Origin of the sequence: Variovorax ginsengisoli (assembly GCF_030486595.1) — a bacterium.
GTDB classification, from domain to species: Bacteria; Pseudomonadota; Gammaproteobacteria; order Burkholderiales; family Burkholderiaceae_C; genus Variovorax; species Variovorax ginsengisoli_B.
The window spans coordinates 102,228-122,292 of record NZ_JAUJZH010000013.1; the positions used below are offsets into that span (position 1 = coordinate 102,228).

20 protein-coding genes and 1 pseudogene are annotated in these 20,065 nt (G+C 69.9%); 11 read left to right on the top strand and 10 right to left on the bottom strand.

The window, feature by feature from the left end; all coding sequences use genetic code 11:
- The first annotated feature begins 32 nt into the window (after window positions 1–32).
- The 3 genes from QZH52_RS18715 (at window position 33) to QZH52_RS18725 (ending at window position 3,431) form a co-directional block, all read left to right on the top strand.
- The gene (locus QZH52_RS18715; protein ID WP_301811872.1) at window positions 33–1,796 is read left to right on the top strand and encodes a SulP family inorganic anion transporter; all 1,764 of its coding nucleotides are present in this window, start codon (window positions 33–35) and stop codon (window positions 1,794–1,796) included.
- Window positions 1,797–1,831: 35 nt separating this feature from the next.
- Window positions 1,832–2,941: a potassium channel family protein gene (locus QZH52_RS18720; RefSeq protein ID WP_301811875.1), complete on the top strand. Its 1,110-nt coding sequence runs from the start codon at window positions 1,832–1,834 to the stop codon at window positions 2,939–2,941.
- Between the two features lie 61 nt (window positions 2,942–3,002).
- Complete coding sequence (locus tag QZH52_RS18725; RefSeq protein WP_301811878.1) at window positions 3,003–3,431, top strand: hypothetical protein; 429 nt, start codon at window positions 3,003–3,005, stop codon at window positions 3,429–3,431.
- On the opposite strand, the gene QZH52_RS18730 is transcribed toward QZH52_RS18725, so the two are convergent.
- Entirely contained in the window at window positions 3,353–3,910 is a 558-nt protein-coding gene (locus QZH52_RS18730; RefSeq protein ID WP_301811879.1) for a hypothetical protein, read from the bottom strand. The two genes, QZH52_RS18725 and QZH52_RS18730, sit on opposite strands and share 79 nt — an antisense overlap.
- 111 nt (window positions 3,911–4,021) lie before the next feature.
- A complete protein-coding gene (gene trxC / locus QZH52_RS18735; protein WP_301811881.1) occupies window positions 4,022–4,459 on the bottom strand; it encodes a thioredoxin TrxC in 438 nt (145 codons plus the stop codon).
- A gap of 102 nt (window positions 4,460–4,561) precedes the next feature.
- Here trxC and QZH52_RS18740 point away from each other — a divergent pair, with 102 nt between their 5' ends.
- The gene (locus tag QZH52_RS18740) at window positions 4,562–5,488 is read left to right on the top strand and encodes a hypothetical protein (RefSeq protein WP_301811886.1); all 927 of its coding nucleotides are present in this window, start codon (window positions 4,562–4,564) and stop codon (window positions 5,486–5,488) included.
- A gap of 66 nt (window positions 5,489–5,554) precedes the next feature.
- Here the strand turns inward: QZH52_RS18740 and QZH52_RS18745 are convergent, their stop codons facing one another.
- The 4 genes from QZH52_RS18745 to QZH52_RS18760 are packed head-to-tail and all read right to left on the bottom strand — an operon-like array spanning window position 5,555 to window position 8,981.
- Complete coding sequence (locus QZH52_RS18745) at window positions 5,555–6,334, bottom strand: exodeoxyribonuclease III (protein ID WP_301811888.1); 780 nt, start codon at window positions 6,332–6,334, stop codon at window positions 5,555–5,557.
- Window positions 6,331–6,780, bottom strand: coding sequence for a DUF1810 domain-containing protein (locus QZH52_RS18750; protein ID WP_436411603.1), 450 nt, complete (start codon window positions 6,778–6,780; stop codon window positions 6,331–6,333). The genes QZH52_RS18745 and QZH52_RS18750 overlap by 4 nt, the downstream gene beginning before the upstream one ends.
- A 9-nt stretch (window positions 6,781–6,789) precedes the next feature.
- Window positions 6,790–8,259, bottom strand: a complete 1,470-nt coding sequence (locus tag QZH52_RS18755; protein ID WP_301811891.1) for a sensor histidine kinase — start codon at window positions 8,257–8,259, stop codon at window positions 6,790–6,792.
- A complete protein-coding gene (locus tag QZH52_RS18760) occupies window positions 8,256–8,981 on the bottom strand; it encodes a response regulator transcription factor (RefSeq protein WP_286535772.1) in 726 nt (241 codons plus the stop codon). The genes QZH52_RS18755 and QZH52_RS18760 overlap by 4 nt, the downstream gene beginning before the upstream one ends.
- A gap of 96 nt (window positions 8,982–9,077) precedes the next feature.
- Between QZH52_RS18760 and QZH52_RS18765 the strand changes: the two genes are divergently transcribed.
- The 4 genes and pseudogenes from QZH52_RS18765 to QZH52_RS18780 form a co-directional block, all read left to right on the top strand.
- On the top strand, window positions 9,078–9,686 hold the full coding sequence (locus QZH52_RS18765; RefSeq protein ID WP_286535773.1) for a cytochrome b/b6 domain-containing protein: 609 nt from the start codon (window positions 9,078–9,080) through the stop codon (window positions 9,684–9,686).
- Window positions 9,683–10,474, top strand: coding sequence for a molybdopterin-dependent oxidoreductase (locus tag QZH52_RS18770; RefSeq protein ID WP_301811893.1), 792 nt, complete (start codon window positions 9,683–9,685; stop codon window positions 10,472–10,474). Before QZH52_RS18765 ends, QZH52_RS18770 begins: the two co-directional genes overlap by 4 nt.
- A 97-nt stretch (window positions 10,475–10,571) precedes the next feature.
- A complete protein-coding gene (locus QZH52_RS18775; protein ID WP_301811895.1) occupies window positions 10,572–10,808 on the top strand; it encodes a pentapeptide MXKDX repeat protein in 237 nt (78 codons plus the stop codon).
- A gap of 159 nt (window positions 10,809–10,967) precedes the next feature.
- Window positions 10,968–11,441, top strand: a pseudogene (locus QZH52_RS18780) (thioredoxin family protein); the annotation flags it as partial.
- Window positions 11,442–11,483: 42 nt separating this feature from the next.
- On the opposite strand, the gene QZH52_RS18785 reads toward QZH52_RS18780, so the two are convergent.
- Window positions 11,484–12,329 carry a hypothetical protein gene (locus tag QZH52_RS18785; protein WP_301811896.1) on the bottom strand — a complete coding sequence of 282 codons (846 nt, stop codon included), beginning with the start codon at window positions 12,327–12,329 and terminating at the stop codon, window positions 11,484–11,486.
- 137 nt (window positions 12,330–12,466) lie between these two features.
- The gene (locus QZH52_RS18790; RefSeq protein WP_301811898.1) at window positions 12,467–13,849 is read right to left on the bottom strand and encodes a HipA domain-containing protein; all 1,383 of its coding nucleotides are present in this window, start codon (window positions 13,847–13,849) and stop codon (window positions 12,467–12,469) included.
- Between the two features lie 74 nt (window positions 13,850–13,923).
- Here QZH52_RS18790 and QZH52_RS18795 point away from each other — a divergent pair, with 74 nt between their 5' ends.
- Window positions 13,924–14,772 carry a class I SAM-dependent methyltransferase gene (locus QZH52_RS18795; RefSeq protein ID WP_301811900.1) on the top strand — a complete coding sequence of 283 codons (849 nt, stop codon included), beginning with the start codon at window positions 13,924–13,926 and terminating at the stop codon, window positions 14,770–14,772.
- Here the strand turns inward: QZH52_RS18795 and QZH52_RS18800 are convergent.
- On the bottom strand, window positions 14,753–15,343 hold the full coding sequence (locus tag QZH52_RS18800) for a TetR/AcrR family transcriptional regulator (RefSeq protein ID WP_301811902.1): 591 nt from the start codon (window positions 15,341–15,343) through the stop codon (window positions 14,753–14,755). The genes QZH52_RS18795 and QZH52_RS18800 overlap by 20 nt on opposite strands.
- 87 nt (window positions 15,344–15,430) lie before the next feature.
- On the opposite strand from QZH52_RS18800, the gene QZH52_RS18805 reads away from it, so the two are divergent.
- Window positions 15,431–15,880: a PaaI family thioesterase gene (locus tag QZH52_RS18805; RefSeq protein ID WP_301811903.1), complete on the top strand. Its 450-nt coding sequence runs from the start codon at window positions 15,431–15,433 to the stop codon at window positions 15,878–15,880.
- Between the two features lies 1 nt (window position 15,881).
- Here QZH52_RS18805 and QZH52_RS18810 read toward each other — a convergent pair whose 3' ends face one another.
- The gene (locus QZH52_RS18810) at window positions 15,882–16,322 is read right to left on the bottom strand and encodes a hypothetical protein (protein ID WP_301811905.1); all 441 of its coding nucleotides are present in this window, start codon (window positions 16,320–16,322) and stop codon (window positions 15,882–15,884) included.
- Between the two features lie 202 nt (window positions 16,323–16,524).
- Here QZH52_RS18810 and QZH52_RS18815 point away from each other — a divergent pair, with 202 nt between their 5' ends.
- Window positions 16,525–20,064 carry a helix-turn-helix transcriptional regulator gene (locus tag QZH52_RS18815; RefSeq protein ID WP_301811907.1) on the top strand — a complete coding sequence of 1,180 codons (3,540 nt, stop codon included), beginning with the start codon at window positions 16,525–16,527 and terminating at the stop codon, window positions 20,062–20,064.
- Window position 20,065 lies beyond the last annotated feature (1 nt).

Consider the following 20,065-nt stretch of genomic DNA (forward strand, 5'->3'; position numbering starts at 1 on the left):
GCGATCTGCTCTTCACCCTGGCGGGGTTTCACATGACTCAGGAAGCGCAACCGGCAGGCAGGTTCCAGGCGGCCGATGCATCCGAGCAGGGCTGGCGCGCGGCGTTTCCGCCGGCCCGGTGGCTGCGGACCTACGAACCCAGGTGGCTGGCGAAAGACGCCATCGCGGGCGTGACCCTGGCCGCCTACGGCATCCCGGTGTCCCTGGCCTACGCATCGCTCGCCGGGCTGCCACCGCAATACGGCATCTACTGCTACCTGGTCGGCGGCCTGTTCTATGCGCTGCTGGGATCGTCTCGCCAGCTGGCGATCGGCCCCACTTCGGCGATCTCGATGCTCGTCGGCGTCACCGTCGCCGGCATGGCGGGAGGCGATCCGCAGCGATGGGCCGGCATCGCCGCGCTGACTGCGCTGCTCATCGCGGCCATGTGCGTCCTGGCATGGCTCCTGCGCCTCAGTTCACTGGTCAACTTCATCAGCGAGACCATCCTGCTCGGCTTCAAGGCCGGGGCGGCATTCACGATCGCCCTGACCCAGCTGCCCAAGCTTTTCGGCGTCAAGGGAGGCGGCGAGGACTTCTTCGAGCGCCTGGTCATCCTGGGCGGTCAAATCCCCGACACCAACCTCGCCGTGCTGAGTTTCGGCCTGGTCGCGCTGGTCTTTCTGCTGCTCGCCGAAAGGTACCTGCCGGGCCGGCCGGCGGCGCTCTTCGTGGTGGTCGCCTCGACCATCGTGCTGTCGGTCACCTCGCTGGGCGACCTCGGCTTCAAGGTCGTCGGCGCGCTGCCCGAGGGGCTGCCGAGCTTCCAATTGCCCGGCCTTCGGGTGCGCGACGTGCAAGGCGTGGTGCCGCTCGCGTTCGCCTGCCTGCTGCTCTCCTATGTGGAAAGCGTCTCGGCCGCGCGCGCGCTGGCCGACGCCCACAACTACGAAATCGACCCGCGCCAGGAATTCCTCGGCCTCGGCGCGGCCAACCTCGGCGCGGCGCTGTTCCAGGCCTATCCGGTGGCCGGGGGTCTGTCGCAGTCGTCGGTCAACGACAAGGCCGGCGCCAAGACGCCACTGGCGCTGGTCTTCGCATCGATCACGATCGGCCTGTGCCTGCTGTTCCTGACCGGCGGACTGAAAAACCTGCCCAATGTCGTGCTCGCCGCCATCGTCCTCGTGGCCGTCAAGGGACTCGTGAACATCGGCGAGATGAAGCGTCTCTGGCGTGTCAGCCGCTATGAGTTCGCGGTCTCCATGATCGCGTTCGCCGCGGTGCTGCTGCTGGGCATTCTCAACGGCGTGATCGTTGCGGTCCTGGCTTCGCTGACCTTGCTGATCGGCCGGGTCGCGCGGCCGCACGTGGCGGTCCTCGGACGGATACCGGGCACGCGCAAGTTCTCCGACATCGAACGCAACCCCGACAACACGGCGACGCCTGGCGTGTTGATCGTCCGCGTCGACTCCGGCATGCTCTATTTCAACGTCGACCACGTGTACGAAGCCGTGCGTCACATGGTCCGGTCGGCACCGGACAAGCCGAAGCTGGTGATCTGCGACCTGTCGACTTCGCCCCAGGTCGACCTGGCGGCGGCGAAGATGCTGTCGAAGCTGCATCAGGAACTGGCACAGGCGGGCATCCGCCTGCGCCTGGTCGCGGCGCACGCGCCGGTGCGCGACCTCCTGCGGGCCGAGGGCCTGGAAGAGCGCCTGGGCTACTTCGGACGCAGGACCTCGGTCGCCGATGCCATCGACGAGTTCGACGGCACCAGCCCCGTGGACCCACCGACCGGCAGGCTCGCCCCCGCCTGAGCATCGCCGATGCGCGACCACTCGAGCCGAACCCCATGCCGGTGATCGCCTTCCTGGCCGGGGCCGTGCTCGTGATGGCGACCCTGATCGACGCTTTCGAAGTGGTGCTGCTGCCACGCCCGGTGCGCCGCCGGATCCGGCTGAACAGCTACTTCTTCAAGGTCACCTGGGATGCCTGGGCCTGGTGCGCCGGCCTGTGGCCCGCCGGCCGCCGGCGAGAGGACTTCCTCGGCGTCTATGGTCCGTTCTCGATGGTCATGCTTTTCGTGCTCTGGGCCGGGTCGCTGGTGGTCGGCTTCGGCTTGATGCAGTGGGCGATGCAGGGCCTGGCGCCAGGCGCGCGCTTCGACACCCTGGTCAGCCAGGTGATCGTCAGCGGCGACGCCTTCTTCACGCTCGGCTACGGCGACATCGTGCCGCAACATACGCTGGCACGCCTGCTGGTCATCCTGGAGGCCGGCACCGGCTTCGGCTTCATCGCGCTGAACATCGGCTACCTGCCGGTGCTCTATCAACACTTCACCCGCCGCGACCTGCAACTCATCGAGTTCTCCGCCCGCGCGGGGTCGCCCCCGACCGCCGCGACATTGCTCGGATGGCACGCGCACGGCACTACGGAGGAACTCGAGCGCTGGCTGAGGGACTGGGAGATCTGGGCCAGCGACCTGATCGAGAGCCACGCCGTCTATCCGATGCTCGCGTTCTACCGCTCCCAGCACGAAGGCCACTCCTGGCTCGGCTCGCTGGCCGTGGTGCTCGACGTCTGCACCCTGCTGATCGCAGGCGCCGACGACGCGCAGCGCCACCAGGCCACCGCGACCTTCGCGGCACTGCGACGCATCCTCGACGAAGCCAGCGAATCGCTGCAGGTGCCACCCGCGCACGGCGCGCCCCCGCGCCGGCTGGACGCGGAGGCGATGTGCGTTCTCGTGGCCACGATCCGCAGGATCATTCCTCGCTGGCACGACGACGATGGCGCACTCAGGGCCATCCGGCTCCTGCGAGCCACCTACGAGCCCCGGCTCCAGGGCCTTGCCGCCTACCTGCTGCTTCCCCTGCCCGACTGGATCAACCCCGCCATGGCGGCCGAGCGCTTCAGCCGGGACGCGGTGGTCCTGCAACTCACCAGGGGGCGCCCGGATTGAGGACGCGCTTTTTGAGACGGCTCTCATGGCCCGGATCGGCCGCGTTCCCTACGATCAAGGCATGCAGACCCCCTCCAACCTCTCTTCGCGCAACAGCCTTTTCGGCTTTGGAATCCTTCGCCGGCCGCACCGGGTCCAACCGTCCCCGGCGGTCTCCACCGTCGCTGCCTTCGACATCCCGGCGCCGTTCACGCAAGAGCAGGCCGAGTGGATCCTCGCGCTGCACAAGCTGGGTGTCCGCGACCGAAGCCGCGCGACGCAGGTCCTTCACGACTGGACCCCGGCGCGATGCTCGCCGGCGCAAGCCACCTGCATCGAGGCCTTGCTGGATCTCGACGCCCAGGACCTGCATGACACCCTCGCGGACGCCATGGAAGACTGCGACTTGTGCGGCCGCCTCGCGGATGACGCTCAGCGATCCCTGCGCAGCAGCTGCCTCAAGGTCGGCCGCGCCGCCGACCTGGCCGCGGCCTCCGTCCGCTCGCGATAGGCGGTGCGCTGGGCCTGCAGCACAGACGCGAGTGCCGAGACGCTGGCCTTGTCGTAGCGCCACACGCCTATCACCGCGAAATGGCCGGCTTGGCCGGGATGCGGCTTGGGATGGATCCGCACACCGCTCGTGCCGATGCTTTGCAGGATCTCGGCGCGGGCACTGGCCAGCGTCGCCTCCCGCCCTTCGTAGCCCTCGATGTCGCGGCTGAGCTCGATGCCGATGGCGTGGATCGACGGATAGCGCTCGGCGATGAAACTCACCACCTCGGCCAGCACCAGCTTCGGCAGCGCCTTGGCGCGGAAATCGGCGAAGTCGGTGGTCAGGAAGTTCTCGAGCCGAACTTCATCGCCGGCCGGGCTCTGGGTGACCGACTGGACCCGCCCGATCAGCGCCGGCCCGTCATACACCTCGATGCGCTCGCCCAGGACATAGGGACGGCCCTGCGGGCCGGTCAGGTGCAAACGCTGGAAAGTCATGAATGGAAACGGTGGCCGTGACCGAACTGTACTCGGCGCCATACGGCTTTCAAGGCTTGGGCGGCCCCGGTCTGTCGCCGGCGGCACTCGCGGCCGCGGCCGGCCGCCCGCTCAGCGGCTGTGCGCCTCGGCCCAGCGAACGATGTCGGCCGCGCCCATGGCCCCGGCCTGGCGTGCCACCTCGCGCCCGCCCTTGAACAGCGCCAGGGTCGGAATGCTGCGGATGCCGAATCGCGCGCCCAAGGCCGGAACCGCCTCCGTATCGACCTTGGCAAGCCGCATCCGGGGTTCGAGCCGCGCCGCCGCCTGCTCGAAACCCGGCGCCATCTGGCGGCACGGGCCGCACCAGGGCGCCCAGAAGTCGACCAGCACCGGAATCTCGTTGCGCGCGACGTGGCGATCGAAGGCGCCCTCGTCCAGGGCGGTCGATCGGCCGGCGAACAGCGGCTGGTGGCAGTGGCCACAGTCGGGCGCGCTGGCCAGCTGCGCCGTCTGCACGCGGTTCGTGGTGTGGCAGTGCGGGCAGACGATGTGCAGCTTGTCGGTCATGGAATCTCCATCGGTGGCGGGCGAATGAGAGGCAACTGGGGGCGCGGGGCGGCAGCTGCAAGACCTGAAATAATGAACACTTAGTTACAGGAGTCTTATTTCGTGATCTTGAGAACCTCTTCGACCGCCTTGGCCGTTCTGGCTGCCCTCTCCGTCCTGGCCGGTTGCGCCGGACAGTCCAGGAACCAGGCCGAGCCCGCCGCCGCGGCCAAGCCCGAGCCCGTCGCCGCCGCCCCGGCGCCCGCTCCGGCCAAGCCCGAGGTGCCGAGCACCGGCAAGACCACCTACGACCAGGTGCTGAAGATGGTTCGCGGTGCGCGCGGCGACGAGGCCAAGCTCGACAAGGCCCTGGTCGGCAAGGACCTGAGCGCGCGCATCGCCAAGGTCAAGGGCGCCGGCGACGACTTCGCGGTGCGTCCGGCCGATCCGGTCCGCTTCCGTTGCGACGAGGGCGAGTCCTTCGCGGGTGGCCAGGTGTCGTCCCGCATCGTCGGCGTCGACTGGTCTGCCGACACCAAGCGCGCCCTGCTGCAACTCGATCGCTGCGGCCCGGCACCGGCCGTGGCGGCCTCGTCCGCACCGAAGGCCGCGCCCGCCGCCGCGCCGGCCGCGGCTGCACGGGCGGCCGCACCCGCCGCCCGCACAGGCGCCAAGCCCGGCATGGACGCCCAGGGCAACGTGATCGATTCGAGCAAGATCGAAGCCGGCAGCGGCCGCACCGTGAAGGGCATGAACGACTACGAGGGCGAGATCACCGGCAACCCGGCGCCGAACACCAAGTTCACCCAGCTGCAGATCGGCATGAGCCTGAAGCAAGTCACCGACATCGCGGGCCAGCCGACCGACTCGGGCGCCTACGTCACCGGCAAGGCCTTCATTCCGTTCTATTTCGGCGGCGACCGCACCCGGATCGAACTCGCCTACAAGGGCCAGGGCCGGCTGATCTTCGCCGGCGGCAACCCGGGCAACATCTCCGGCGGCAACCTGGTCTGGATCATCCACAACGCGAACGACACCGGCTACCGGTGATTTGCGGCCGATTGACGCTATTCAGCCACCGCGGAGCATCGCAACTCCGCCACTGCGCCGGCGCCTTCAGCTCGGCAGTGCGAGATCGACCCAGGCCGGCGCGTGGTCGCTGGCACCGGGCCGGCCGCGCACCTCCCGGTCCACGCCGGCCGCCCGCAGCAGCTGCGCCGCTTCCTCGTTCAGCAGCAGGTGGTCGATGCGCAGGCCCGCGTTGCGCGGCCAGCGCTGGCGCCAGTAGTCCCAGAAGGTGTAGATGCGTTCCTGCGGGTGCAGCGCCCGGATCGCATCGGTCCAGCCCTGGTCGAGCAGCGCCTTGAAAGCCGCCCGGCTTTCGGGCTGCAGCAGCGCGTCGTCGCGCCAGGAGGCCGGGTTGTAGATGTCGGCATCGGTCGGCACCACGTTGTAGTCGCCGGCCAGCACCACCGGCAGGCCGCAGCCGAAGAGCGCCTTGGCATGGGCGTCGAGGCGATCGAACCAGATCAGCTTGTAGTCGAACTTCGGGCCCGGCTGCGGATTGCCGTTGGGCAGGTAGAGGCAGCCGATCACCACGCCGTCGACCACGGCCTCGAGGTAGCGGCTTTGCGGGTCGTCGGCCATGCCGGGCAGGCCGCGGCCGGTCTCGATCGGCTCGCGCCCGCGCGCCAGGATCGCGACGCCGTTCCACGCCGGCTGGCCATGGAAGACCACGCCGTAGCCGGCCGCGCGGATGGCCGCCGCTGGAAACTTCGCGTCCGGCGATTTCAGCTCCTGCAGGCAGGCCACGTCGGGCTTCGACTCGGCCAGCCATTCGAGCAGCGCCGCGAGGCGGCCGTTGACGCCGTTGACATTGAAGGTGGCGATCTTCATGGACCGCCGCCGTCCCCCAGCGCGGCGAGCGTGAGCGGGTCCCGCTCTCCGGCATACAGGCGATCGAGCACCCGCGCGAAGACGGGCGCGGCCGTGGCCAACTCGAACAGCGTCATGCAGGAACGCAGCTTGAGATCGTCCGGCGTGCCGAAGATCTCGTGCGCGCTGCGGCCCGAGGCAGCGAGCACGAGTTCGCTGCATTCGACCAGGCGCGGGCCGAGCACGGGATGCGCGGCGTAGGCTTGTGCCTCGGCAAGGTCCGCAAGGCCGAAGAAGCGGGCGGTGGCGCTGCGCCCCAGCACGCGCAACTGGGGAAAGACGAACCACATCCAGTGGCTGGTCTTGCGCCCTGCCCTCAGCTCGCGGCACACGGCGTCGTAGACCAGCTCCTGGGCTTCGACGAAGCGCTGCAGGCCTTCGGGGTCAAGCGGCGGTCGCATGGGCATCCTGCCGCCTCAGCGAAGCGCGAAGCAGAACACGGCGCCCTTTTCGGCCCGCTGCTGCAGCCGGATGTCGCTGCCGTGCAGCTGCAGGATGCGCTGCACGATGACCAGCCCCAGCCCGCCGCCGCGACCGGTCGACGACGAGAACAGCGGCCGCGTGAACAGGCTCTGGCGCAGCTCGCCCGGGATGCCCGGGCCGGTGTCGCTGACCTCGACCGCGACCCCCTCACCGTCGGCGCGCAGCACCACGGCGATCTCGCCGCCTTCGGGCGTGTGGCGGATCGCGTTGTCGAGCAGATTGGTCAGCACCCGCTCGATCAGCCCGAGGTCGGCCGTCACCACCGGCAGGCCCGGCGGAATGTCGGCCACCAGCCGCTGCCGCCGCGCCTCGGCCGCCAGCTCGAACTTCTGGAACACGTCCTGCACCAGGTCGGCCAGCGCGAAGCGCTCCTTCTCAGGCTTGACGACGCCGTATTCGAGCCGCGCCAACTCGAACAGCTCCTGCGCCAGCCGCCCCACCTTGCGGCTCTGCCCGAGCGCGATCTCGAGGTAGTGCCGGCGCTCGGCCGGCGCCAGCGTGTCGGACTTCATGAGCAGCGTCTCGAGGTAGCCGTGCAGCGAGGTCAGCGGCGTGCGCAGGTCGTGCGAGATGTTGGCGAACAGCTCGCGCCGCTGCTGGTCCTGCGTGCGCAGCTCGCGCCACTGGCCGGCGATGCGGCGGGTCATCTGGGCGAAGGCGTCGCGCAGCGTCGCGATCTCGTCGCCCCCGCCCTGCCCCGCATCGCCCAGCGTGGGCACGCCGCTCTCCAGCGCGGCCGACCCTTCGCTGTCGAACTGCCGCACCGCCGAAGTCAACCGCCGCAGCGGCCGCGTGATGAGGTGAAACGCCGCCAGCCCCGCCAGCAGGCCCAACAGGGCCACCAGCGCGATCGACCACAGCATGGTGCGCAGCACGCTGCCGGCCGCCACGTTGGCCACCAGCGCCTCGCGCTCCTCGCCCGACAGCACCACGTACACGTAGCCGGCATCACGGCCGTCGATCTTGAGCGGCGCCGCGCTGAAGACCTTGCGCACGCCCTGGGCGCGCGGATCGTCGCCCAGCACCGGCAGGTCGGCGCCGCCCAGCAGCCGGTGGATCGGCGCCAGGTCGACCCGGTCCAGCTTGAGGTGGCCCGGCGGCGCCGCCTGGGCCTCGATGCGCCCGTCGGGCGCCAGCAGGTAGACCTCGACACTGGGGTTGACCGCCATGAGCTTGTCGAACAGCGCGTGCACCTCGGCACGATCGAGCGCGCCGCTTTCACCGAGGATCGGGTTGCTGGCGGCGATGTGGGCCGCCAGGCCAGCCGACAGGCGCTGCGTCACCTCCTGCTCGTGGCGTCCGCTGGCCTGCAGCTGAAGCCAGGCCGAAGCCCCGCAGCAGGCCAGCAGCAGCACGGCGAACACCAGCGACAGGCGCTGCGAGAGCGTGCCGCGCAGCCTCATCCTGTGGCCTCCTCGAGGTCGCCCGCCGCCAGCTTGTAGCCGCGCCCCCAGACGGTCAGGATGCGGCGCGGCGCGGCCGGGTCGGGCTCGACCTTCATGCGCAGGCGGTTGATGTGGGTGTTGACCGTGTGCTCGTAGCCGTCGTGCTGGTAGCCCCACACCTGGTTCAGCAGGTCGAGCCGCGAGAACACGCGCCCGGGATGGCGGGCAAGGAAATAGAGCAGGTCGAATTCGCGCGGCGTGAGCTCGATCGGTTTGCCGTCGACCTCGACCTCGCGCGCGATCGGGTCGATGCCCATCCCGGCCAGCGCCAGCCGGCCGGATTCGATGCGGGCGTTGCGCGCCATGGCCTCGGTGCGCCGCAGCAGGGCCCGCACGCGGGCCACCAGCTCGAGCACCGAGAAGGGCTTGGCCAGGTAGTCGTCGGCGCCCAGCTCCAGGCCCAGGATGCGGTGGACCTCGCTCGAGCGCGCGCTGGTGATGATGATCGGGGTATAGCGCGTCATGGCGCGGGCGCGGCGGCAGATTTCCAGGCCGTCGATGCCCGGCAGCATCAGGTCGAGCACCAGCGCATCCCAGCTGCCGCGCTCCAGTTCGCGCAGGCCGGCGTGACCGTCGGCGGCGTGCGTGACCGCGTAGCCCTCGTCGTGGAGGTGCATGCGCAGCAACTCTGCGATGTGGGCATCGTCCTCGACGATCAGAACGCGCTTGGCGGTATCCATGGCTCATTCTCCCGCTTCCGCGGGGCCCGAGTTATCACGATTAATTGAACTTTTCGTGATGAAACGGCCACCGGGTGCGCCCAACAATCCGGCCTCATGAACCGCGACACCCCGATCCATCCGCTGTGGCTGCGCATCACGCACTGGCTCAACGCCCTGGCGGTGCTGGTGATGGTGGCCAGCGGCTGGCGGATCTACGATGCCTCGCCGTTGTTCCCGTTCGAGTTCCCCGCCGCGCTGACGCTCGGCGGCTGGCTCGGCGGGGCGCTGCAATGGCACTTCGCCGCCATGTGGCTGCTGGCCGCCAACGGCCTGGTCTACCTGGCGCTGAACCTGGCGAGCGGCCGCCTGTGGCGCAAGTTCTTCCCGCTGTCGATCTCCGGCATCTGGCACGACGCGCTGGCGGCGCTGCGCGGCCGGCTCTCGCACGCCGACCCGCGCCACTACAACAGCGTGCAGCGCTTCGCCTACCTGTTCGTGATCTTCGACATCGTGCTGCTGGTGCTGTCCGGGCTGGTGCTGTGGAAGTCGGTGCAGTTCGGCCTGCTGCGCGATCTGCTCGGCGGCTACGAATTTGCCCGCCGCATCCACTTCTTCGCGATGGCGGCGCTGGTGGCCTTCGTCGCCGTGCACCTGGTGATGGTCGCGCTGGTGCCCCGCTCTCTGCTCGCCATGCTCGGCAGCCGTTCCGGAGTCGAATCATGAATCTCTTCAAGCGCCCTGCCCTGGACACCGTCGACGCCGAGGCGGCCCTGGCCGAGGCGCGCGTGCTGATCGGCCGCCGCGTCGCGCAGCCGGCGCGTCGCGCCTTCCTGCAGCGCTCGCTCACGCTCGGCGGCCTGTCGCTCCTGACCGGCTGCAGCATCAGCGACAACGACAGCGTCGAAGCCGCGCTCGGCGCGGTCTCGCGCTTCAACGACAGGGTGCAGGGGCTGATCTTCGATCCGTCGCGGCTGGCACCGACCTACCCCGAGTCGATGATCACGCGGCCCTTCCCCTTCAACGCCTACTACGGCGAGGACGAAGTCCGCACGGTCGCGGAAGAAGGCTTCACGCTCGAGGTGACCGGCCTGGTGGCCGACCGGCGGCGCTGGACGCTGGCCGAGCTGCGCGCGATGCCGCAGCAGGACCAGGTCACGCGCCACATCTGCGTCGAGGGCTGGAGCGCGATCGGCAAGTGGGGCGGCGTGCGCTTTGCGGACTTCCTGCAGCGCGTCGGCGCCGACACCGGCGCCAGGTACGTCGGCTTCAAGTGCGCCGACGACTACTACACCAGCATCGACATGCCGACCGCCCTGCATCCGCAGACGCTGCTGACGCTGAGCTACGACGGCCAGCCGCTGCCGCCGAAGTACGGCTTCCCGATGAAGCTGCGGATGCCGACCAAGCTGGGCTACAAGAACCCGAAGCACATCCAGGCCATCTTCGTCACCAACACCTACCCTGGCGGCTACTGGGAAGACCAGGGCTACAACTGGTTCGGCGGCAGCTGAGTCGCCTCAGGCGACCCGGCGCTGCTGGAACGCGCGGCCGTGTTCATTCGGAACCGAGCCTTTTTTTCGCAAACGACTCTCTTGAAGGACCACTGACATGAACACGCTTTCCGCCACACTGCTCGCCACCTGCCTGGCCATCGGCTCGGTCTCGGCCTTCGCCGCCGACGAGATGAAGAAGGACGACATGGCCAAGGACAGCATGTCCAAGGACGCCATGGCCAAGGGCGGCATGAAGAAGGACTCGATGGCGAAGGACGCCATGAAGAAGGATTCGATGGCCAAGGATGCGATGTCCAAGGACGCGATGGGCAAGGACGAGATGAAGAAGTAGCCGCCACCGCGCCGTCGCAGAGGCCTTGCCATGCTGCTCTTTCTCTTTTCGCGCGTCGGCCGCGTTCTCGCCATCGGCGGCTTGTCGCTGCTCGCCGGCGTCGCACCGACGCTCGCCGCTGCCGACGCGCCGACGCAGGAGCGCGGCAGCGCGGCGCGGCTCGAACTGCCGGTCGAGGGGACGCTGCCGCGGCTCGTCGGCGCCGTCGACTGGCTCAACTCGCCGCCGCTGAGCGCCGAAGGGCTGCGCGGCAAGGTGGTGCTGGTCGACTTCTGGACCTTCGGCTGCATCAACTGCCGCAACGCATTGCCGCACGTGCGCGAATGGCATCGCAAATACAAGGACCAGGGCCTGGTGGTGCTCAGCGTGCATGCGCCCGAGTTCGCCTACGAGAAGAACATCGCGAACGTGAAGAAGGCCGTCGCCGACCTGGACATCGAGTTCCCGGTGGCGATCGACAACGACTTCGCGATCTGGCGGGCGTTCGGCAACACCTACTGGCCGGCGCTGTACTTCGTCGACGCGCAGGGGCGCGTGCGCTTCCACCACTTCGGCGAAGGCGAGTACGCGAAGTCGGAACAGGTGATCAGGCAACTGCTCGACGAGGCGGCCAGGGACCGCAAGCCGGGCTGAAATCCAACGGACGCCACCCGGCAGGTCTTCGACCGCCTGGCGTCAAGGCCCTGGCAGGTGTTGATCCGGCGACAGGCCGGCGATCGCGCCGGCCGGCGGCAAGGCGGCCGGCTGCACCCGGCAGTTGCCGAACTCGCAGCGCACCGACAGTTCGACCCTGGCCGTGCACGGCACCCGATGGACCTCGAAGCCGGCCCCACGCTCGATCAGCACCGCGCGCGGCGTCGCGCTGCATTGCATCGCCAGCGCGAGCTTCTCGGCGTTGTAGGTATCGCGGCCGGTGCGGCGGGCACCGGGGCGCAGCAACTGGCTGGCCGTGACGCTGTAGTTGGCGCGGTAGTAGTTGGGGCCCTGCATGACGGGAGCGACCGTCAGGGCCACGGCACCGGACGCACCAGGCGCACCGGCACCGAGCCGGCTGACGAAGATGCCGCCCGAAGGCCCATCGGCACTGTCCCGGCGGTCGTAGCTGCGCTCCTCTCCGGCCACCAGCGTGATCCAGCCCGGGTACGCGAAGGCCGCGCCGGACAGATGGTCGATGGTCGCGCTGAGCACGCCACCCACCGCCAGGCTGATGAGCCCCATGTCGGAACGCGAGATCACCTTGGCGGACGCCACCACGCGGCCTTGCGACAGGCAGCGAACCGAGAGGTCGTCACCCGAGCGCCTGACCGTGAGCCGCGGCGCGGAGATGCCCGCCGGTGCCGCCGCCACGGCGTCGCCTGCGCGGCACTCGACGCCGTCGAGCGCCTTGCCGTCGGCGGACACCGCGTCGACCTGGATGTCCTGCTGCGTGCCGCGCACGACCAGCGCGCAACCCGGCAGCGCCAGGGCGGCGCACGCCCCGAGCAGGGCCGACGCTGTGCAGGATCGCAGGCGGGGTCTCATCGGACTGCATTCCTCTGGAAGCCTGTCGGAGGGAGTCGGTCGAAAAGAGAACTTTAGATGTATCTAAAAGTATCTATTTCGCGCCACTCGATCATAGAGGCCAGGCGGCATTGCGCAAGGACCCTGTGCAAAGACGTTCAGCGCGTCGGCGCGGCGGGCAGCAACGGGGCGACCACCTCGGCCACATGCATGCCGTTGGCGCCGCTGATGGCGCGCATCGGCGCGGACAGCCTGGGATCGGCGGCCGCCGCGGCCCAGAAGCTGCGGGCGGCCTCGAACGCCGGCTGCCAGACGTCGGTCCTCGCGCCCAAGCCGAGGAACGAAGGGGCGACGCGGCGGAGCTCCGGCTCGATGCCGCCGCCCACCGGCGCATAGACCATCGGCAGCATGTCGTAGGCCGGCGCGAGCGCGTTCGGCCGATCGTGGTCATCGGTCAGCAGCGACAAGTTTTCGAAGTGACGGTCGCCGTTGCCGATGAGTTCCGAGAAGGCGGCGAGGACGAGGACGCAACGCACGGCGTCGGCATCGAGGATCCGGGCCTCTTCGCATCGCTGCGCGAAGGCCGGCCAGTTGTCCCTCATCCCGAACCGTTCGTCGTCGACCGCACCTGCGGAGATCAACCCGCGCCGGCCGAAACGGCCCACTCGGTCGAAACGCTCGACTTCCAGGTAGCCGTAGTCATCCAGTTCCAGGTAGTGGGCGCGGGCCGCCGCGATCCCCGCCTTCGACAAGGACCGCAGCGCCAGTTCCTCCAGGACGAGCAGCTCGGCCGAGCGGCTCGCACGGCGCGCGAACTTCACGATCAGGTGGCCGCGCGCCTCCGTCTCGCAGGTGAACTTCGGCTGCTCCCCTCCGGCACTGCTGCCTGTACCGGTCTGTGCGGTCCCGGTCGCCAGGTCGCGATACACACGCGGAATGTCCGCCGCCGGCACGGCCGCGGCCCGGCGCGACGCCATGTGCAAGGCAAAGGAATCGGCGCCCCAGATCAGCGCCCCGCCGACGTCCGCACCGAGGCGGCACAGGAAGCTGGCGCGATGATCGTCCGACCAGTCCCGCAGCGGTGGTGGCACCCCCAACGCAGCCGCCACGGCCTTTGCCAGGCGGGCACCCAGATAGCCCGACGGCGCGGCGAACGCCATCGCCGGGGGAAGACCCTCATGGAATGAACTCGTCCCGCGAGGCGCGTCCACCCACGTGCCGCCCCCGCGCAGGAAGCTGACCGAGCCGATCTCGGCGACCCGGCCCTCCGCATCGACCCGGAACATCGGTTGCGGCGAGGCGACCGGCTCCGCGCGAAGCAGGCCGTAGCGAGGCGTCCGCACCCCCGGCTCCCGGAAACGGATGACCTCGGGCCCCAGCTTCTGAATAGTTCGAGAGAAGGTCGGTTGACTGGCCTGAAGCATCGCCAGCAGTTCCACCGATGACCGCGGTCCCTGGGAAAGTGCGCTGCGCAGCAGGGCGACCCGCTCGGCTTCGCCCTGCACTTTGGATGTCGATGAATTGTTCAATGAATAGTTCAATGAATTTCATCGGGATTCTAGCGCGGCGAAGCAGTGGCAGACTGCATGTTTCGCGCGTTGCGAGGAGTCCTGACATGGCGTTCCACCTGCCCCTGCCCCGCCCTTCGGGCATTGTTCGGCCACTGGCTGCCGCGGCCGCCATCGCGCTCGCCGTGACCCTGGCTGGCTGCGCAACCCGCGCCCCGACCTTGACCCGCGACCAGGTCGCCGCCCTGGTGGCCGACCCGGAGCGCAGCGAAGCCGATCGCACCAACGACCAGCGCCGCAAGCCCCAGGAGATGCTGATGTTCATCGGCGTCAAGCCGGGCATGCAAGCGCTGGACATCAGCGCCGCCGGCGGCTACACCACCGAACTGCTGGCCCGCGCGGCCGGCCCGTCGGGGCGTGTCTATGGGCAGACCCCGCCGCGCCGGACCGGCCCGCCGCCGGCCCAACCCGAAGGCGGCGCGCCGCCGATGGCTGCCGGCGCCGCGCCGCGACCGCCATCGACGGGCCTGGCGGGCCGCGCCGAACGGCTGCGCAGCGGACACATCGTGGCGGTGGTCCAGCCGTTCGAGCAGCCGGTGCCGCCCGAGGTCGCGCCGGGCAGCCTCGACCTCGTCACGCTGATGTTCAACTACCACGACCTCGGCCACCTGGGTGCCGACCGCGCTCAGCTGAATCGCGCCGTCTTCGCGGCGCTGAAGCCCGGCGGTCTCTACGTGCTGGCCGACCATGCCGGCCGACCCGGCACCGGCATTTCCGAATCCGGCACGCTGCACCGGATCGAGGAATCGTTCCTGCGTGCCGAGGTCGAACAGGCCGGCTTCAGGTTCGCCGATGAAGGCTTCTTCCTGCGCAATCCGAACGACCCGCGCGATCGCAACACGCCGGAGCCGCCGCAGCCGAAGGACGACTTCGTGCTCAAGTTCGTGAAGCCCTGATCGCGGCCTCGAACGCCAGCGCCAGTTCCTCGGCCGCGTCGACCAGCGGTTGCCGGCTCTCGGCCACGCGGGCCTGCAGCAGCGCCCCCTCGATCGAGGCGACCGCCAGCGCCGCCAGTCGGGCCGCGCGCAGCGGCTCGGCGCCCCGGGCTTGCAGCGCATCGCTGAACACACGCGCCCAGGCCGCCAGCGCCACCGCACCCGCGTCGCGGATCGCAGCCGAGCGCGGCGCGGTCTCCAGCAGGGTCGTCGCGATCGGGCAACCGTCCCTGAAGTTCGATTCGGCCATCCAGCCACCGAGCAGGGCCGCATAGCGGCGCAGAAGTTCGCCGGGCCCGTCGCTCTCGCTGGCCAGGCCGGCCAGCGTGTGCACCACGCGTTCACCGGCCCAGGCCACCGCGGCGGCGCCGATGGCCTCCTTGCCTTCCGGGAAATAGTGGTAGATCGACCCCTTGGGTGCCGCGCTCTCCTCGACGATCTGGTTCAAGCCGGTCGCCGCGAAGCCCTGCTGGCGAAACAGGCGGGCCGCCGTCTCGACGATCGCTTGCCGGTGTCTGGGCGCCTGAGCCATTCGTGTGTGTCCCTGAGGTGTCTGGATTCGAATGCCGAATTATATAGACTGGTCTACATCAAATCACTACGTAGAAGAGGTGCGCCGATGACCGATGCCACGATCCCCCCACCGGCCGCCGGGCCGGCGCTGCTCGCCGCCATCCAGGCCGTGAACGCCAGCGCAAAATTCAACCGCTGGGCCGGCTTCGAGGTGCTCAGCGCCAGCCCCGGCGACGTCGAATTGCTGATGCCCTGGCGCGAGGAAGCCGGCCAATACAGCGGCTTTCTGCATGCGGGGCTGATCGGCGCGTTGATCGACACCGCCTGCGGCTTCGCCGCCAGCACCCTGGCCGGACGCGTGCTGGCCTCGCACTTCTCGGTGAACTGCCTGCGGCCCGCGGTCGGCCAGCGATTCGTGGCCCGGGCGCGGGTCGTCAAGGCCGGGCGCACGCAGATGTTTACCTCTGCCGAGCTGTTCGCCGAAGAGGCACCCGGTGCCGCGCGCAAGCTGGTGGCGACCGGCGACGCGATCCTGGTGCCGGTGGCGGCGCAATAGCCTAGTAGCGGCGCCGGCCGCGCAGCGCCGACATCAGCAACGTGGTCAGCACCGCCCCGGACGCGGCCGCGATCAGCGACGCCTTCACGGGCTCGTCGGCAATGAACTGCGTGCACGCATCCCGGGTGCGCTGCATGCGCCCCTGGGCGTCGTGGAGCTTCTTGCCGGCGGCGTTGACGGCGTCCTTGGCATAGGCGCGGCCGGTGGCGGCCGCATCGGCCGCAATGTCCCGGGCATCGCCCGCGATGCCCCGCACGGTGTCGAGCCCCTCGCGGCCCGTGGCTTTCGCGTCCTCGATGCTCGGCCGGATCGACTGCATCGCGTCGGCACCGACCCGCCGGGCCTCGGCGGCGTAGCCCTGCGCCGCCTCGACCGCATCGCGGCCGACCTGGCGCGCTTCGTCCGCGAGTTGGGCGGGTGTCTTGACGTTGTCTGATTCCATGGCGTCGCTCCTTTGTTGCGTTCCCTGTACTGTCGATGCCCGCGGCGGCCCGGACTGTGAGCCTGGGGATGCGGGCCGTGTAGGGCAATGGCGAGGCAGGAAATCTTCTCACAAGGACCGGGCCGGGGGATCCCCGCCGCAAGACCGGTCGACGTGCTTCAATACCGCAGTTCCCGTTTGCAACGACGAAGGCCGCAAAGCCATGGACGATTTCTCGGTCAGGCAGCGACTCATCGCCATCCTCTGCGCCGATGCCGCCGGCTTTTCGCGGCTGATGGCCGGCGACGAGCACGCCACGCTGGCGGCGCTCGACGCCGCGCGCGCGCTGTTCAGGGCCCGGATCGAGTCGAACCACGGCCGCGTCATCGACATGGCGGGCGACTCCATCCTGGCCGTCTTCGAAACCGCCACCGGCGCGGTCAGCGCGGCGATCGCGATCCAGCAGGACCTCGCGCAGGCCGCCACTGAGGCCGCTTCCCAGCCGCGGATGCCGTTTCGCATTGGAGTCCACCTGGGCGACATCATCGAGAAGCAGGACGGCACGGTCTACGGTGACGGCGTCAACGTCGCCGCCCGGCTCCAGGCGCTGGCCGAACCCGGCGGCATCGTCGTCTCGGATGCGGTGCGCGGCGCCGTCGGCAGCCGGGTCGATGCGAGCTTCGCCGACAAGGGCGAACAGCCGCTCAAGAACATCGCGCGCCCGATCCACGCCTTCGTGGTCCGTCCGGGCCGCGACTCGGAGGCACCGGCGGCCGCTCCCCCGCCCCGCGCCAGCCCGCGGCCATCCGGGGTGTTCGTGGGCCGGAGAGCCGAGCTGGCGCAGCTCAAGAGCGCGCTCCAGGGCGCTCGCAAGGGTTTCGGCCGGATCGTCCTGTTGGCCGGCTCCAGCGGCATGGGCAAGACCAGCCTGACCCAGCAACTGGCCCTGCACGCCCAGGACAGCGGCACGCTGGTGCTCTGGGGCCGCTGTCTGGAGGAAGCCGGAGCGCCCCCCTACTGGCCGTGGCGGCAACTGATCCGCAGCTACCTGCGCGGCAGCGGCGACCCCGCCCTGGCCCAGACCTTCGGGGCCGGGCTGGCCGACATCGCCAGCATCGCGCCCGAGGTGGCCGAGCAATTCGCCACCCCGCCGGGCGACGCCTCGGTCGTCGATTCGGCGCAATCGCGCTTTCGGCTGTTCGATGCGATCGCCGGGTTCTGGCGCCGCGCGGCGCAGCGCGCGCCTGTCCTGCTGATCTTCGAGGACCTGCACTGGGCCGACGCCACCTCGCTTCGGCTGTTCTCCTTCCTGGCGGGCGAACTGGACGATTGCGCCATGCTGGTGGTCGGCACCTACCGGGACACCGAGCTGTCGCGCCAGCATCCGCTGTTCGAGACCCTGGCCGAACTCGCCCGCTCGCCGGTGTGCCAGCGCGTCGAACTGCAGGGCCTGAGCGCACGCGAAACCGCGGAGTTCGCGATCGCCGCCAGCGGCGGCACGGCCAGCGCCAACCTGGTGGATGCACTGCACGCCCGCACCGAGGGTCATCCCCTGTTCCTCGAGGAAATGCTGCGCTACATGATCTCGGCGCGGGCACCGCACGAAGGCCATGCACCCATCGACGATGCGCGGCTGCTGACCAAGGTCCCGACCGGCGTGCGCGAAGTGATCGGCCGACGGCTGAACCGCCTGTCGGCGCCGGCGGCGAGGCTGCTGTCGACCGCGGCCTGCATCGGGCGCAGCTTCGACCTGCCCCTGCTGGCGCGGCTCGAAGCCGACAAGTCCGAGGACGAGCTGCTGCAGGCGCTCGAAAAGGCCATGGGCGAGCAGATCATCGAAGCGGTGCCGGACACGCAGCAGTTCCGCTTCGGCCATGCCCTGATTCGCGACGCGCTCTACGACGAGATGCTGGGCATGCGCCGCGCGCGCCTGCACCTGCGCATCGGCGAGACGCTGGAGCAGCAGCACGGCAGCGACGACGGCATGGTGTGGTCGCAGCTGGCCTATCACTTCAGCGAGGCCGGCCCGGGCAGCGCGGCGACCAAGGCCCTCGCCTATGCCCGGCGCGCGGCCGGCCATGCGGCGCGGCTGCTGGCCTTCGAGGAGGCGGCACGCTTGCTCCGCCTGGCGCTGCAGTTGCTGGACCGCCATTTTCCCAACGACCTGGTGCAGCGCTGCGACGTGATGGCGGCGCTCGGCGATGCCGAGCTCTGGTGCGACGTGCCGGAAACGGCGGTCGCGTCCTATCGGCAGGCCGCCGAACTGGCGCGCCAATGCGGCTTGAGCGCCCAGTTCGCACGGGCCGCCATCGGCTTCTCCAGCAGCAGCACGCAGGCCGGCCAATCGGGGGAAGCCGCCGTGGCCCTCCTGCTGGAGGCCATCGCCCTGCACCAGGGCAACGATGCCGAGCGGGTCGAATTACTGAGCCGGCTGTGCGTGGCCTACATCTATTGCGATCGCTCCGCCGAGGCCAAGGAGGCGCACCGGCGTGCGGTCACGCTGGCGCGGCAGATCGACGACATGCGCAGCCTCTACCTGGCGCTCTCCGCGATCGCAGCGGCCGGCTACTGGCCCGAGTTGCTGGGCGAACGCATCGCGGCGGCGGCCGAGGCCTGGGCGATCGCCGAAGAACTGGCGATGCCGGAACGCATCCCGAACCTGCTGGCGTTCTACCTGTGCGACCTCATCCGGGTCGGCGACGTCGCCACGCTGGGCCGCGTGCGCGACCAGGGCCTGCGGTTGTCGGCGCAGTGGCGTGCCCACTACTGGCTGTCGCTCTGCCGGCACATCGAGGTGCTGGTCGCCCTCAACGAAGGGCGCTTCGAGGACGCCGAGCGCTGGGCGACCCGGGCGCTGGACGTCGGCCGGCGGGTCGCCGAGGACAAGGCGGTGGGTGCCTTCGGCATGCAGATGTTCTGCCTGCGGCGCGAACAGGGGCGCCTGCGCGAAGCGCTGCCGATGCTGCAGCAGTTCGTGCGCGAAACGCCGACCGCGCAGACCTGGCTGCCCGGCCTGGCGCTGCTGTATGCCGAACTCGGCATGCGCGACGAGTGCCAGGCCGTGTTCGACACCCTCCCCTGGACCCGCCTGTCGCGGCCGCCCACCGATGGCGGCACGCTGACCCTGGTCATCTTCGCGGCCGAGCTCTGCGTCTACCTGGGCCACGCCGAGCATGCCGCGCTGATGTACGGCCAGCTGCGCGGCCACGCGGGCGCCAACCTGCTCGGCGACTCCAGTGGTCCCTGCATGGGATCGACCGACCGGCTGCTCGGCGCCCTGGCCTCGGTGATGGGGGAGTGGGACCTCGCGCAGATCCATTTCGAGGCGGCCCTGTCGATGGACCGCCAGACCGGCTCGCGGGTCTGGCTCGCCCACAGCCGCCATGACTACGCGCTGATGCTGCATCGGCGGGCCGAGCCCGGCGACCTGGCCCGGGCCCGTGCCCTGCTCGCGGATGCGCTCGCCGACAGCGTGGCCCTGGGCATGAACGCGCTGACACCGCGTATCGAGGCGCTGGCGCGATCGCTGGACGAACCGGTCGCCGCGCCGGCCGCCGGCCATCCCTGCGGGCTCACCGAGCGCGAGGTCGGCGTGCTGCGCCTGATCGCGATGGGCCGCAACAACCGCGAGATCGGCCAGGTGCTCGGGATCAGCCCAAACACCGTGGCCAACCACGTGCGCAGCATCCTCGAGAAGACCTACACCGCCAACCGGACCGAGGCGGCGGCCTTCGCCAACCGCGAGGGCCTGCTGAAGCCGTAGC

Bases quoted from the DNA above. Each gene is read 5' to 3' on its own strand.
- QZH52_RS18785 (WP_301811896.1), bottom strand. From the start codon at position 12,329: ATGAGACCCCGCCTGCGATCCTGCACAGCGTCGGCCCTGCTCGGGGCG.
- QZH52_RS18805 (WP_301811903.1), top strand. From the start codon at position 15,431: ATGACCGATGCCACGATCCCCCCACCGGCCGCCGGGCCGGCGCTGCTC.
- QZH52_RS18795 (WP_301811900.1), top strand. From the start codon at position 13,924: ATGGCGTTCCACCTGCCCCTGCCCCGCCCTTCGGGCATTGTTCGGCCA.
- QZH52_RS18755 (WP_301811891.1), bottom strand. From the start codon at position 8,259: ATGAGGCTGCGCGGCACGCTCTCGCAGCGCCTGTCGCTGGTGTTCGCC.
- QZH52_RS18725 (WP_301811878.1), top strand. From the start codon at position 3,003: ATGCAGACCCCCTCCAACCTCTCTTCGCGCAACAGCCTTTTCGGCTTT.
- trxC (WP_301811881.1), bottom strand. From the start codon at position 4,459: ATGACCGACAAGCTGCACATCGTCTGCCCGCACTGCCACACCACGAAC.
- QZH52_RS18765 (WP_286535773.1), top strand. From the start codon at position 9,078: ATGAACCGCGACACCCCGATCCATCCGCTGTGGCTGCGCATCACGCAC.
- QZH52_RS18775 (WP_301811895.1), top strand. From the start codon at position 10,572: ATGAACACGCTTTCCGCCACACTGCTCGCCACCTGCCTGGCCATCGGC.
- QZH52_RS18745 (WP_301811888.1), bottom strand. From the start codon at position 6,334: ATGAAGATCGCCACCTTCAATGTCAACGGCGTCAACGGCCGCCTCGCG.
- QZH52_RS18750 (WP_436411603.1), bottom strand. From the start codon at position 6,780: ATGCCCATGCGACCGCCGCTTGACCCCGAAGGCCTGCAGCGCTTCGTC.
- QZH52_RS18715 (WP_301811872.1), top strand. From the start codon at position 33: ATGACTCAGGAAGCGCAACCGGCAGGCAGGTTCCAGGCGGCCGATGCA.
- QZH52_RS18760 (WP_286535772.1), bottom strand. From the start codon at position 8,981: ATGGATACCGCCAAGCGCGTTCTGATCGTCGAGGACGATGCCCACATC.
- QZH52_RS18720 (WP_301811875.1), top strand. From the start codon at position 1,832: ATGCCGGTGATCGCCTTCCTGGCCGGGGCCGTGCTCGTGATGGCGACC.
- QZH52_RS18730 (WP_301811879.1), bottom strand. From the start codon at position 3,910: ATGACTTTCCAGCGTTTGCACCTGACCGGCCCGCAGGGCCGTCCCTAT.
- QZH52_RS18800 (WP_301811902.1), bottom strand. From the start codon at position 15,343: ATGGCTCAGGCGCCCAGACACCGGCAAGCGATCGTCGAGACGGCGGCC.
- QZH52_RS18810 (WP_301811905.1), bottom strand. From the start codon at position 16,322: ATGGAATCAGACAACGTCAAGACACCCGCCCAACTCGCGGACGAAGCG.
- QZH52_RS18770 (WP_301811893.1), top strand. From the start codon at position 9,683: ATGAATCTCTTCAAGCGCCCTGCCCTGGACACCGTCGACGCCGAGGCG.
- QZH52_RS18815 (WP_301811907.1), top strand. From the start codon at position 16,525: ATGGACGATTTCTCGGTCAGGCAGCGACTCATCGCCATCCTCTGCGCC.